The sequence below is a fragment of the Actinomycetospora sp. genome (assembly GCF_055612215.1).
Window position 1 is genome coordinate 1 of sequence record NZ_JBVPVA010000101.1, and the last position, 12360, is coordinate 12360.

At 74.4% G+C, this 12360-nt stretch carries 13 protein-coding genes; 10 read left to right on the forward strand and 3 right to left on the reverse strand.

From position 1 onward, the window contains the following. Both AC0CYZ_RS02505 and AC0CYZ_RS02510 read right to left on the reverse strand, forming a co-directional pair. Positions 1-477: SRPBCC domain-containing protein (locus tag AC0CYZ_RS02505; RefSeq protein ID WP_472212030.1), on the reverse strand; the 477-nt coding region annotated here is incomplete at its 3' end. A 2-nt stretch (positions 478-479) separates the two neighbouring features. Continuing rightward, on the reverse strand, positions 480-1208 hold the full coding sequence (locus AC0CYZ_RS02510) for a VIT1/CCC1 transporter family protein (protein WP_472212032.1): 729 nt from the start codon (positions 1206-1208) through the stop codon (positions 480-482). 139 nt (positions 1209-1347) lie between these two features. Between AC0CYZ_RS02510 and AC0CYZ_RS02515 the strand changes: the two genes are divergently transcribed. The 10 genes from AC0CYZ_RS02515 to AC0CYZ_RS02560 all read left to right on the forward strand — a co-directional run bounded on the left by AC0CYZ_RS02515 (position 1348) and on the right by AC0CYZ_RS02560 (position 11557). Continuing rightward, the gene (locus AC0CYZ_RS02515) at positions 1348-2229 is read left to right on the forward strand and encodes a hypothetical protein (protein ID WP_472212034.1); all 882 of its coding nucleotides are present in this window, start codon (positions 1348-1350) and stop codon (positions 2227-2229) included. A 204-nt stretch (positions 2230-2433) separates the two neighbouring features. After that, complete coding sequence (locus AC0CYZ_RS02520) at positions 2434-3915, forward strand: efflux RND transporter periplasmic adaptor subunit (RefSeq protein WP_472212036.1); 1482 nt, start codon at positions 2434-2436, stop codon at positions 3913-3915. Next, the gene (locus tag AC0CYZ_RS02525) at positions 3912-4691 is read left to right on the forward strand and encodes an HlyD family secretion protein (protein ID WP_472212038.1); all 780 of its coding nucleotides are present in this window, start codon (positions 3912-3914) and stop codon (positions 4689-4691) included. Before AC0CYZ_RS02520 ends, AC0CYZ_RS02525 begins: the two co-directional genes overlap by 4 nt. A 173-nt stretch (positions 4692-4864) precedes the next feature. Then, entirely contained in the window at positions 4865-6640 is a 1776-nt protein-coding gene (locus AC0CYZ_RS02530; protein ID WP_472212040.1) for a DHA2 family efflux MFS transporter permease subunit, read from the forward strand. A gap of 141 nt (positions 6641-6781) precedes the next feature. Then, entirely contained in the window at positions 6782-7168 is a 387-nt protein-coding gene (locus AC0CYZ_RS02535; RefSeq protein ID WP_472212054.1) for a helix-turn-helix transcriptional regulator, read from the forward strand. A gap of 10 nt (positions 7169-7178) precedes the next feature. Then, positions 7179-7583, forward strand: a complete 405-nt coding sequence (locus AC0CYZ_RS02540) for a VOC family protein (RefSeq protein ID WP_472212042.1) — start codon at positions 7179-7181, stop codon at positions 7581-7583. 75 nt (positions 7584-7658) lie between these two features. Further along, complete coding sequence (locus AC0CYZ_RS02545; RefSeq protein WP_472212044.1) at positions 7659-8504, forward strand: SDR family NAD(P)-dependent oxidoreductase; 846 nt, start codon at positions 7659-7661, stop codon at positions 8502-8504. A 59-nt stretch (positions 8505-8563) separates the two neighbouring features. Beyond that, the gene (locus AC0CYZ_RS02550) at positions 8564-9445 is read left to right on the forward strand and encodes a hypothetical protein (protein WP_472212046.1); all 882 of its coding nucleotides are present in this window, start codon (positions 8564-8566) and stop codon (positions 9443-9445) included. Then, complete coding sequence (locus AC0CYZ_RS02555) at positions 9433-11004, forward strand: asparagine synthetase B family protein (protein ID WP_472212048.1); 1572 nt, start codon at positions 9433-9435, stop codon at positions 11002-11004. Before AC0CYZ_RS02550 ends, AC0CYZ_RS02555 begins: the two co-directional genes overlap by 13 nt. Before the next feature lie 43 nt (positions 11005-11047). Next, the gene (locus AC0CYZ_RS02560) at positions 11048-11557 is read left to right on the forward strand and encodes a MaoC family dehydratase (protein ID WP_472212050.1); all 510 of its coding nucleotides are present in this window, start codon (positions 11048-11050) and stop codon (positions 11555-11557) included. Between the two features lie 32 nt (positions 11558-11589). On the opposite strand, the gene AC0CYZ_RS02565 is transcribed toward AC0CYZ_RS02560, so the two are convergent. Further along, on the reverse strand, positions 11590-12360 hold a 771-nt coding region (locus AC0CYZ_RS02565), incomplete at its 5' end, for a cytochrome P450 (RefSeq protein WP_472212052.1).

Here is a 12360-nt window from a genome sequence, read left to right on the forward strand (position 1 = left end):
GTGCACCCCGACGCCGCTCCGCCCCGCGAAGTGCGCCAGGTGCACGGCCAGCGTCGACAGCGCCGTCGCGGACCGTTCGCGCAGCGCCGTGCCCGGGTCCTGCCCCGCGGCGGCGCCCAGTCCCGTCGTCGCCACCCGCACGGCCGTGGTCCCGGCCTCGTGCGGTTCGATCCGCCAGGTCGTGGTGAGGACGGCGGCGTGCCCGGCGACGACGGCCTCGGCCTCGGTGACCAGGCGGTGCGGCGGCTCCCGCTCGACGACGCGGACGGCGCCCTCGGCCCCGGTGGCCACGGCGATCGTGTTGTCGGCGCGGGCCTCGACGCGGGCCGGCTCCAGCCAGACCCGCACGTCGGGGAGCCCGACGACGGCGTCCCACGCCTGGTCGACCGGGGCCGCCACGGCGACGCCGAGCTCGACGGCGTCGGTGTCTGTGTCGGTATCGGTGTCGGAGCCGGGCGGGGTGTCGGACCCGGTCACGCTCAGCCGACCGCCGTGCCGACGAGGTGGCCGATGCCGTAGGTGACCGCCAGGCCCAGCGCGCCCCCGACGACCACGCGCAGCACGGCCTTGCGGATCGAGCTGCCGCCGAGGCGGGCCGACACCCAGCCGGCGAGCCCGAGCGCGACGAGCACCGCCACGAAGCACACCGGCACCCGCCACCCCGCGGGCGGCAGCATGATCGCGAGCAGGGGGAGCAGGCCGCCGAGGGTGAAGGCCAGCGCCGAGGCGCCCGCCGCCTGGGTGGGACTGCTGAGCTCCTCGGGGTCGATCCCCAGCTCGACCTCGGCGTGGGCGGCGAAGGCGTCGTGCTCCGTCAGCTCGCGGGCCACCCGATCGGCGGTCTCGGGCTTCAGCCCCTTGGCCTCGTAGATCGCGGCGAGCTCGGCCAGCTCGTCCTCGGGGTCCTCGGCGAGCTCCCGGCGCTCCTTGGCGAGCATCGAGCGCTGCGAGTCGCGCTGGCTGGACACCGAGACGTACTCGCCCAGGGCCATCGACACCGCACCCGCGACGAGGCCGGCGATGCCCGCCGTGAGGAGGGCGCCGCGGTCGGCGACGGCGCCCGCCACGCCGAGCACGATGCCCGCGACCGACACGATGCCGTCGTTCGCGCCGAGCACACCGGCGCGCAACCAGTTGAGCCGGGCGTCGCTGGCCTCGGCGTGCGGCTCGTCCTCGTGGGTCGGCAGCACCGCGCTGTCGTCGGTCACGGCGGCGAGTCAAGCAGCGTCGGGACCGGCCTGCCAGCCAGGCGAGCCTGCCCTTGGCGCCTCGCTGTGACGCGGCGCGCCTGTGACGCGGGCCCGGCCGGGCAGCGTCGCCGGGACCCCCTTCGCCACCATGGTCCGCATGCCGCCCACCGCGCTCGCCCACCGCGTGCTGACCCACCCCGGGGCGTACCCGGTGCTGCGCGAGGTCGCGCCGCGCTACTCCGACCTCGGGCCGGACGGGACGATCTCGACGACGGGGATCGCGCGCTGGTTCGAGGACGTCCGCGTCGCGGTCGAGCTGCCCGCCTTCCGGCGCCTGATCGAGGACGGCGAGTTCGGGCCGTTCCGGGTGCTGCTCGCGGCCCAGCACGTCGACCGGCTCGCCTCGATGCGCTGGGACGGCACGTACCGCATCGGGGTCGGCGTCCGCCGCGTCGGCGGCTCGTCGTTCACCTACGGCTACGGGGTGTTCTGCGAGGACCGCTGCGTCGCGCTCGGGGACACCGTCACCGTCTTCGCGACCGACGCCGGGCCGGCGCACCTGCCGGACGCGCTGCGCACCGACCTCGCCGGGCTCGTGCTCGACGAGCCCGACGCGCCGCAGGCCCACCGCCCCGGGCCGGAACGGCGCGACCGGGCGACCTATCCGTTCGCGATCTCGTTGCGCGCGCGCATCGGCGACATCGACACCAACCGCCACGTCAACAACGTCGCGCTCATCTCCTGGTACGCCGACGGCATCGCCGCCCTGCAGGACGAGGTCCTCACCTCCGGGTGGGGCGGCCCCCCGCCCGGGATCGCCCCGACGGCGTTCCGGGTCGCCTACGTCGCCGAGGTCGGCTACCCGGCGGAGTACGAGATCGGGGTGGCGGTGCTCGGGCAGGACGCCGGGGCCGGGACCGTGCACTACGGGCTGGGCGTCTTCCTCGGCGACCGCTGCGTGGGCCTGGCCGACGCGACCGGCCCCCGCGGCGACCTCCCCGCCGAGGTCCTCGACGCCTGGCGCCGCACCCCGCTCTGACCCGAGTGGTCCCTCGGCGCCGCCCGGGAGCCGGACCCGCTGCGCCGCAGGACCACTCGACGGGGTGGCCCCGAGCCCCGCCCGTGACGGGTCCGGGACCCGCGGGTCTGATGATCACCCGTGAAGTGGCTCTCGTTGCGGTAGTCGTATCCCAGATCGTCGCCGCGCGTTGTTCCGCACGTGACCCGCTGCTCCGTACGACGGATGGCACTCCCCGTACTGGCCGTCGTAGCGATCCTCACCTTGGGCGCCTGCAGTGGCTCCCAGGGCGCTGCACCGCCGAAGACCGCGCGTGTCGAACGCGCCGCCGTCAGTACCGGTGTGGAGTCGACGGGGTCGGTCTCCACCCTCGGCGCGACCAACCTCGGGTTCCCGACGGGTGGGCAGCTGACGTCGGTGCGGGTCGCGGTCGGCGACCAGGTGACCGGGGGCCAGGTCCTCGCCACCATCGACGACTTCTCCGCGCGCCAGGCCCTGCGCCAGGCGCAGTCGCAGCTCGCGGCCCAGGAGGCGAACTACGACCAGGTCCGGGACGCGACGTCGGTCGGCGGCGCCCAGAACTCGGTCGACGCCGCCGCCTCCGTGGTGTCGGCGACCCGGCGCCAGGCGGCCGCGACGCTGGCCGCCGACGACACGGCGATCAGCGCGGCGCGGGCCGCGGTCGGGCAGGCGCAGGCCGGCGTGGGCCCGGCCCAGGCGGCGCTCGCGGCGGACAGCGCGGCGTGCGCGCCGACGTACACCGCGACGCCGCCCGCGCCGTGCCAGCGGATCCCCGTCGACCAGTACGCCGTGCTCCAGGCCCAGCAGGGCGTCCAGATGGCGCAGCAGCAACTGGCCCAGGCCCAGTCGAAGCGCAACGTCGACGCCGCCGCCGGCAACCTGCAGGTGGCCAGCGCCCGGCAGGGCCAGGTCAGCGCCCAGAACGGGCTCGACTCGGCCAGCGCCAGCCGGCCCAACAGCCTCGACGCCGCCGCCGCCGCGGTCGACGGGGCGCGGGCCGGCGTCGCGAACGCCCGCCGGGCCCTCGACAACACGACGCTGCGGGCCCCCGGCCCCGGCACGATCTCGGCCCTCAACGGCGGGGTGGGGGAGTTCGTCGCCCCGTCGTCCTCGACGACGCCGTTCGCGCCAGGCTCGAACGCGCCGATCCCCGGGGCCGCCCAGGCGGCGGGCGCCGCCGGCGCCGCGGCGGGTGCGGCCTCCCCGACGCGCCCCGGCGGCACCCAGTTCATCGTGCTGCAGAACGTGAGCCAGTTCGCGGTCGTCGCGCCGTTCCAGGAGGTCGACGCGGCCAACGTCGCACCGCAGCAGCGCGCCGTGGTCTCCCTCGACGCGGTGCCCGACCGCACGTTCGACGGCACGGTCCTCTCGGTCGCGCCGTCGTCGGTCGCCCTCGGCGGCAGCGTCGAGTACTACGTGACGATCGCCCTGCCGAACGGCGACCCCCGCGTCCACGACGGGCAGTCGGCGCGGGCGTCGGTGACCACGGCGACGTCCGAGGGGAAGATCAGCGTGCCGAACGCCGCCTTGCACCGGCAGGGAGACAGGGCCACCGTCACCGTCGTGACCTCTGACGGCAGACAGACACCGACGCCGGTGACGACGGGCCTCGTCGGGGCCGACCGCACCGAGATCACCGGCGGCCTGGCCGAGGGCCAGCAGGTGCTCCTGGGCGGCTCGGCGTGAGCGCGCCGGAGAGCTCCGAGGCGACCACGACGACCACCGCGACCACCGCCACGGCCGCCGACGACGCGACGCCGGCCGAGGGCACCGCGGTCGAGGGCGGGACGAAGCGCCGGGGCCTCAAGCGCTCCACCAAGATCGGGCTCGCCATCATCGTCATCCTGGCCGTGCTCGCCGCGGCCGCGTTCGCGATCAATTACTTCGTGAACTCGAGCAAGTTCGTCTCGACGGACAACGCCCAGGTCGACGGCACCCAGATCCCGATCGTGGCGCCTGCGGCCGGCACCCTCGTCGGCTGGCGCGGCACCACCGGCGCCGTCCTGCAGCGCGACCAGCTCGTGGGCCGGGTCCAGGTGCAGGGCGCCTACGTGCAGCCCCAGCTCCCGATCCGGGCGCCCGCCGCCGGGACCGTCGCGAACTCCGACACGACCGAGGGCGCCTACGTGACCGCGGGCGCGCAGCTGGCGATCGCGTACGACCCGAACAACGTCTACGTGACCGCACGGGTCGACGAGACCGACGTCGGCGACGTCGAGGTCAACCAGCCCGTCGACTTCACCGTGGACGCCTACCCGGGGCGGACCTTCCACGGCACCGTCCAGGAGATCCAGGGCGGCGCGGCAGCGGTGTTCTCGCCGTTCCCGCAATCCAACTCCGGGGGCAACTTCCAGAAGGTGACCCAGGTGATCCCGGTGCGGATCGGGATCGACGACATGCAGGGCCTCGACCTCATCCCCGGCATGAACGTGACCGTCGACATCCGCAAGCCGGGCGACTGACCCCGGGCCGGAGCCGGCAAACTAGTGGGAGACGTCTCCCACATCCACGGGCGGACCGATCCGCCGCCTCCTACCGTTCGACCGGGTGACGCACGCCGCTCTCGACGCGCGGGTGACGCCGTAGTCCTCGGGCACCCCCGGGGGATCCCGTCGGCGAGGAGGAGACCCCGAGCATGTCGACCGAGACCGAGTTCGGGTCCGCCCCGACCGCACTCGACGACGGACGACCCGGCTCGACCCTCCCGGACACCCGCGAGCGGACCCGGACGAACGGGCACACCGTCGAGGCGCCGCCCGCGCCGCCTCGCCGCCCGGACCCGGCGCCCGCCCCGGCGAGGCCCGCCGCGCCGCCGCGGCCCGCGGCACCCGCCGCGCCCGCGGCCCCGGAGCAGCCCGGTCCCCGCTCGAACTGGCTCGTCCCGCTGCTGGTGCTCGTCGTCGGCATGTTCATGTCGGTGCTCGACATCAGCATCGTCAACGTCGCCATCTCGACGATGCAGAACGACTTCGGCGCGACGACCGACCAGATTCAGTGGGTCTCGACGTCGTACTCGCTGGCCGAGGGCGTGATCGTCCCGGCGAGCGCGTGGCTGGGCGCCCGGCTGGGGCTCAGCCGCACCTACATCGTCGCCATGATCGGCTTCGCGATCTTCTCCGCGCTGTGCGGCACCGCGTGGGACGTCAACAGCATGATCGTCTTCCGTATCCTGCAGGCGATCCCGGGCGGCGTGATCCCGGTCGTCGCGCTGTCGATGCTCTACAAGATCGTCCCGCGGAAGAGCATCGGCGCGGCCATGGGCATCTACGGCCTGGGCATCGTCTTCGCCCCGGCCATCGGCCCGACGTTCGGCGGCTACCTCGTCGAGTACGTGGACTGGCGGCTGATCTTCTTCATCAACGTCCCGGTCGCGGTGCTCGGCGTCATCGGTGCCCTGTTCCTGCTGCCGCGCTTCCACCCCGAGCCCGGGATGCGCTTCGACCTGCCCGGCTTCCTCGCCATCGCGGTCGGCGCGTTCTCCCTGCTCCTGGCGCTCTCCGAGGCGCCGACGTGGGGCTGGACGTCCTACCCGACGCTGATCCTGCTCACCCTCGGCGTGCTCTCGCTGGCGCTCTTCGTGATCATCGAGCTCGAGGTCGACCAGCCGCTGCTCGACGTGCGCGTGTTCAAGACCTGGGCGTTCAGCAACTCGCTGATCCTCATCGCGATCGTGTCGGTCGGGCTGTTCGGCGTGCTGTTCTACATCCCGCTGTACCTGCAGCAGTTCCAGGGCATGGGGGCGTTCGACACCGGGCTCCTCCTGCTGCCGCAGGCCCTCGTCATGGCCGTGATCATGCCGGTGGCGGGGCAGATCTACGACCGCTTCGGCGCGCGGTGGCCGGCGGCGCTCGGGCTGTCGATCGTCGCCTACACGACGTGGGACATGGCGACGCTGACCCCGGACACCCCGCACGGGCACCTCGAGCTCATCCTCGCGGTCCGGGCCGCCGGCATCGGGCTGGCGATGATGCCGATCATGACCGGTGGGATGGCGTCCCTGCCCGCCGACCGCACCTCCAACGGCAGCGCGTTCAACACCGTCGTGCAGCGCACCTCCTCGGCCATCGGCCTGGCCGCGATGACCGCGCTGATGGAGCTCCAGCGGGCCCAGGGCCTCGCGGACCGCACCGCGCTCATGCCCACGACCGGGTCGGCGTCGTCGGGGTCGGCCGCCGCCGGAGCGTCGTCGGCCGCGTCCTCGGCGGCGTCGTCGGCGAGCGGCTCCGGCGGCTCGGCGATGCTGCAGCAGTACCAGCTCTACGAGCAGCTGCAGAGCCAGGTGTTCATCACCGCGCTCAACGACCTGCTGATCGTCACCGCGATCCTGACCGCGATCGGTGTCCCGCTCGCCCTCATGCTGCGCGGGGGCAAGCCGCCCGCCGAGGACGGCCCCCGGGTCATCGAGGCCTGAGCGGTCCCGTCGCCCGTGGCCGGTCTACGGGCCACGCGCCGCGCTGACCGGGTGGCCCCGGCGCCGGCCCGCGTCGGGAAGGATGGGGCCGTGAGCGCCGACCTCGACGAGCTGCGTCGCCTGCGCCGCGCGCGCGACCGGATGGACCGCGAGTACGCGCAGCCGCTCGACGTGCCGGCCCTGGCCCGGACCGCGCTGATGTCCCCGGCGCACTTCAGCCGCCGGTTCCGCGAGGCCTACTCGGAGACGCCGTACTCCTACCTCATGACGCGGCGCATCGAACGGGCGAAGGCCCTGCTGCGCCGCGGCGACCTCACCGTCACCGACGTGTGCGTCGCGGTCGGCTGTACCAGCCTCGGGTCGTTCTCCAGCCGGTTCACCGAACTGGTCGGCGAGACACCGTCGGCGTACCGCGCGCGGAACCACGACGAGCTGCGGAGCGCGCCCACCTGCCAGACGATGGCCGTCGCGCGGCCGGCCCGCAGGAGAGCAGGTTCGGAGAAGCCTCCGTCACGCGCCGGGGCCTAGCGTCGCCGTCATGACGATCTCGCTCTCCGGCATGCACGTCGTCGTCGACGACCTCGACACGGCCCTCACCTTCTACCGCGACACGCTCGGCCTGACGGTCCGCAACGACGTCGGGCAGGGCAGCCAGCGCTGGGTCACGCTCGCGACCGACACCCAGCCCGAGATCAACATCGTGCTCTCGCCCCCGCACGCCGGGCGCTCCCGGGAGGACGGGGACGCGGTCGCCGCCCTGCTGGCCAAGGGCGTGCTCGGCATGATCCAGCTGCGCTCCGACGACCTCGACGCCACCTTCGACACGCTCGTGTCCGCGCCCGGCGTCGAGGTGCTCTCGGAGCCCACCACCCAGCCCTGGGGTGTCCGCGACGCGGCCGTGCGCGACCCCGCCGGCAACATGGTGCGCATCGACCAGGGCTAGCTCACCGAGCCCTTGCCGGGATCGGTACGCGCCCGTACCGTGGCCGGGCACCACCCACCGAGCGAGGGAGCACCCATGGGCAGCGTCCGCGACAAGGTCGCCGTCGTCACCGGCGCCGGATCGGGGATCGGGCGCCGCCTCGCCCTCGAGCTCGCCCGGCGGGGCGCGCGGCTCGCGCTCTCCGACGTCGACGAGGCCGGGCTGGGGGAGACCGCGGACCAGGTCAAGGCGCTGGGCGCCGAGGTGTTCACGGCCCGGCTCGACGTCGCGGACCGGGCCGCGGTGCAGGCGCACGCGGACGCGGTCGTCGAGCACTTCGGCGTCGTGCACCAGATCTACAACAACGCCGGCATCGCGAGCTCCGGGTCGGTCCTCGACGGCGAGTGGAGCGAGTACGACACCGTGCTCGGCATCAACCTCTTCGGCGTGATCCACGGGACGAAGGCGTTCCTGCCGCACCTGGTGGCCTCCGGCGACGGCCACGTCGTCAACGTCTCGAGCCTGAACGGGCTCATGGCCCAGCCCGGGATGTCCGCGTACTGCACGAGCAAGTTCGGCGTCCGCGGGTTCACCGAGACCCTGCGCGCCGAGATGCTCGCGGGCGGGCACCCGGTGCAGGTCACCGTCGTCCACCCCGGCGGCGTGAAGACGAACATCGCGACGGCCGCCTTCGAGCGCGGTGCCGCGCAGCGTCCGAGCACCCCCGCCGACGAGGCGCGGATGCGCACCTACAACGAGAAGCTCCTCAAGCTCCCCGCGGAGCGCGCCGCGACGATCATCGTCGACGGGGTCGAGGGCGGGAAACCGCGGGTGCTCGTCGGCAACGACGCGAAGCTCGTGGACCTCTTCGTCCGGCTCGTGCCCCGGTTCTACCCGGCGGCGCTCGTGCGGTTCGGCGGCGTGCTCGGCTCCGTGGACTGACCACCGTCCCGGCGCGTCGCGTGGGGTCGGCGTGACCCGTGTGGCTACTGTCCGTTTCCGTGACGACCGCGGAGCAGGACCCGCTCGTGCAGGGCGTGCCACCGTCGAGTGAGGAGCTGGTCGCGTACCGCGAAGCGGTCGCCCGGGTCGTGGCCGGCCTCGACGGCCCGCGCCTGCGGCACCGGGCCGCGGCCGAGCCGGACCTGCTCGTCGTGCTCGACGCCCTGCCCGGCGGCGCCGAGGAGGCCCTCGCCCGCCTGGAGGTCGAGGCGCTCGCGTTCCGCCCGGGCCCGCGGTCGAACGTGCGGACGCCGGCCGAGCACCTGCGCCTGCTGCTGTTGCAGCAGATCGACGTCCTCTGGTGGTCGCCGGCCGGCGCGTTCGCCGACGACGCCGCCGTGCTCGCGTCCCGGGACCTGGTCGGGCTGGCCGGGCTCCGGGACCGCGGCACGCTCGGGTTCCGCTACCGGGTGTCGACCGCGTCGTGGCCCGTCCGGGCCCGGAACTACGCGGTGCGGCGGTGGGCACCGGACCGCGAACCGCACACGTCGGGACTCAGCTACGACCGGGCGCGCCCCGCGGTGGTGGCGCTGCTCGACGACGTGGCCCACCGGTTCGCCGCGGCGGTGCCGCGGTGGCCGCACGGGCTCTGGGTGAACTGCCTGGTCCGCAGCGAGGCCGTCCAGGACCACCTGCGCGAGCTCGGCTACTCCGCCGCCCGCGCCAGCTCGCACTGCGCGGGCTACGCCGCCGACGTGGAGATGGCCTGGCCGGCCCGCCACGGCCACGCCGCCCCGCTGCAGGAGATCCTGCTCGGGCTGCGCGACGCCGGGACGATCAACCTCATCGACGAGGGCCAGGCCTGGCACGTCTGCCTGAGCCCGGCGTGGGTGTCCGCCTACGAGCAGGCCTTCCGTCGGGAGCACGCATGTGCGGGATAGCAGTGGTGCTGGGGCCGGGCGCCGCCGCCGATGCGGCGACCTTCGAGGCGATGCTGGGCGCGGTCGCCGCGCGCGGGGAGCGGATCGAGACCCGGCGGGCGCCCGAGGCCCTGCTGGGCACCGCCCGGTTGTGCATCGTCGACCGCGAGCACGCGGTCCAGCCCTGGGCCAGCGCCGACGGGCGGTGGACGATCAACCTCAACGGCGAGATCTTCAACCACGCGCAGCTGCGCGCCGAGCTCGGACCCACCCGCACCCTGGGCGACACCGAGGTCGCGCTGGAGGCGGTGCTGGCCTGGGGCGAGGACGGGCTGCGCCGGCTCCGCGGGGAGTTCGCGCTGGCGGTCGTCGAGACCGCCACCCGCCGGGTCTTCCTCGCCCGCGACCCCGTCGGGGTCAAGCCGCTGTACTGGGCGCGCCACGACGGGCGGCTGCACGTCGCCTCGGAGATCAAGGCGCTGGCGGGGCTCGGCGCCCGGGTCCACGAGGTGCCGCCGGGGCACTGCGGCTGGGCCGACCCCGCCACCGACCCCGAGCTGCACCCCTACCTCGACCTCTACCGGCTGGGGGAGTCCCGGCCGCCGATCCTCGACGTCGAGGAGGCCGCGGCCGCCGTCCGCGCGACGTTCACCGACGCCGTCGCGTGCCGGGTCGACACCGACCTGCGCGTCGGCGTGGTCCTCTCCGGCGGGCTGGACAGCTCGCTCACCCTGACCCAGGTGCACGCGCTGCACCCGGACTGCGTCGCGTTCACCGTCGGCACCGAGGGCAGCGAGGACGTCGCCTACGCCCGGCGGCTGTGCGCCGACCTCGGCGTCGAGCACGTGGTGGTCCCGGTCCGGCCGGCCTCGATCGGGCTGCGCGAGGTCCGGGAGGCCGTGCGGGTCTCGGAGCTCACCGAGTACGGCGACATCATCAACGCCGTCGTCTCCCGGCGGCTGTTCGCGGCCGTGCACGCCGCCGGGGTCAAGGTCGTCCTCACCGGGGACGGCTCCGACGAGCTGTTCGGCGGCTACGACATGTACCGCCGGGTCGGCGCCGACGACGTCCGCCGGCTCTTCCTGCACAAGCTGGCCTACCTGAGCCACACCGAGCTGCAGCGCGTCGACCGGACGTCGATGTCGCAGTGCGTCGAGGCCCGGGTGCCGTTCCTCGACCCCGCGATGCTCGAGCTGGCCATGCGCCTGCCGCGCGAGCTGAAGATCCGGGACGGCTACGAGAAGTGGATCCTGCGCCACGCGTTCGCGGACGTCCTGCCCGACTACGTGCTGGCACGGCACAAGAACCCGATGTCGCACTCGTCGGGCCTGCACGAACGCGTCCGGCTCTTCCGGCCGCTGTTCCGGCGGTTCTACCGCGAGGCCGGCTACGAGTGCTTCGCCCCGCTGCAGCGCGACTTCTCCGAGGTCCTGCGCGACCACGGGTTCGACCTCGACGCCGCCGTCGCCGCCGCGCGCCCGGCGCGGGACCTCACCGTGGCCGAGCACGCCCGCGACCTCGCCGGGGCGCTGCGGTGGAACGTCGTGCACGCCGTGCGCCGGCCGCGTTCGGTGGTGTGACTCACCGCGCCCGCGAGATCGGCTCCGGGGCAGGATCGCGGCCATGGTCTCCGCCCACGTCACGACGCGTGCCCTCGGCGGGCACGACTTCGCGAGCCCGATCGACGACCGCTGGTTCGAGGACTACCGCCCGGGGGAGACCTTCGAGTACGGCTGGCTCGGCGTCACCGAGGACGAGATCGTCGAGTACGCGACGCGCTACGACCCGCAGCGCATCCACACCGACCCGGCGTGGGCGGAGGACGGTCCGTTCGGGGGGCTGATCGCGAGCGGCTGGCAGTCCGCGGGCCTGATGATGCGGCTGTACTGCGACCACTACGTCTCGGCCGTCGCGAGCCTCGGCTCGCCGGGCGTGGACGAGCTGCGCTGGTCGTCCCCGCTGCGCCCGGACGACCCGGTGCGGCTCCGGGTGACCGTCGCCGAGGCGCGGGTGTCCCGGTCCAAGCCCGACCGCGGGCTCGTGCACACCGAGGTCGCGCTGCTCACCGAGGACGACCGCTGCCCGCTCCGCCTGCGGGCGATGAACCTCCTGCTGGTGCGACCCCCGCGATGACCGAGGTGTCGAGGTGTCCGCCGACCTCACCCTCACCAGGTGACGGGGAGCGCGGTCAGGCCTCCGGTGAGGTTGTCGTCGCGGAGCCGGAGGCCCTCGAGCGGCACGGCGACGCGCAGGGTCGGGATCCGCTCGGGGAGGGCGGCGAACACGGCCCGGAGCTCGATGCGGGCCAGGCTCGCGCCCACGCAGTGGTGCGCGCCGTGGCCGAAGCCCAGGTGCGGGTTCGGGGCCCGGCCCACGTCGAGGGTCGCGGGCGCCTCGAAGACCGCGGGGTCCTGGTTGGCGGCGCCGATGGACAGCACGACGGCGTCGCCCGGCGCGATGACGACGTCGCCGACCTCCACCTCGGTGCGCGCGTAGCGGATCAGGCCGCCGCCCCGCCCGCTCCCCGGCCCGGGCAGCCGGAGGATCTCCTCGACGAAGCCCGCGACGTCCTCGCCGCCGACCGCGCACCGCGGCCCCTCGTGCGGGAACAGCCGCAGGATCCCGGCGTCGACGCGGTTGACCGTCGTCTCGTGACCCGCGAACAGCAGCGCGGTCGCGATGCCGGTGACCTCCAGGTCCGTGAGGGTCGGGTCCTCGCGCTGGGCCGTGACCAGGTCGGAGAGGACGTCCTCGCCCGGGGCCTCCCGCTTCGCGGCGAGCAGTCCCCACACGTAGGTCCCCAGCGCGGTGATGCCTGCCCGGCTCGACCCGCCCTCGAGGGTCCCGGCCTGCTCGGACCAGACGCGGAACCGGTCGCGGTCGGCGTAGGGCACACCGAGCAGCTCGCAGATGACCAGCGTGGGCAGCGGGACCGA

What these genes read in the sequence shown, in the direction of transcription:
- AC0CYZ_RS02515 (WP_472212034.1), top strand. Translation starts at nt 1,348, where the DNA reads ATGCCGCCCACCGCGCTCGCCCACCGCGTGCTGACCCACCCCGGGGCG.
- AC0CYZ_RS02520 (WP_472212036.1), top strand. Translation starts at nt 2,434, where the DNA reads ATGGCACTCCCCGTACTGGCCGTCGTAGCGATCCTCACCTTGGGCGCC.
- AC0CYZ_RS02530 (WP_472212040.1), top strand. Translation starts at nt 4,865, where the DNA reads ATGTCGACCGAGACCGAGTTCGGGTCCGCCCCGACCGCACTCGACGAC.
- AC0CYZ_RS02535 (WP_472212054.1), top strand. Translation starts at nt 6,782, where the DNA reads ATGGACCGCGAGTACGCGCAGCCGCTCGACGTGCCGGCCCTGGCCCGG.
- AC0CYZ_RS02540 (WP_472212042.1), top strand. Translation starts at nt 7,179, where the DNA reads ATGACGATCTCGCTCTCCGGCATGCACGTCGTCGTCGACGACCTCGAC.
- AC0CYZ_RS02545 (WP_472212044.1), top strand. Translation starts at nt 7,659, where the DNA reads ATGGGCAGCGTCCGCGACAAGGTCGCCGTCGTCACCGGCGCCGGATCG.
- AC0CYZ_RS02555 (WP_472212048.1), top strand. Translation starts at nt 9,433, where the DNA reads ATGTGCGGGATAGCAGTGGTGCTGGGGCCGGGCGCCGCCGCCGATGCG.
- AC0CYZ_RS02560 (WP_472212050.1), top strand. Translation starts at nt 11,048, where the DNA reads ATGGTCTCCGCCCACGTCACGACGCGTGCCCTCGGCGGGCACGACTTC.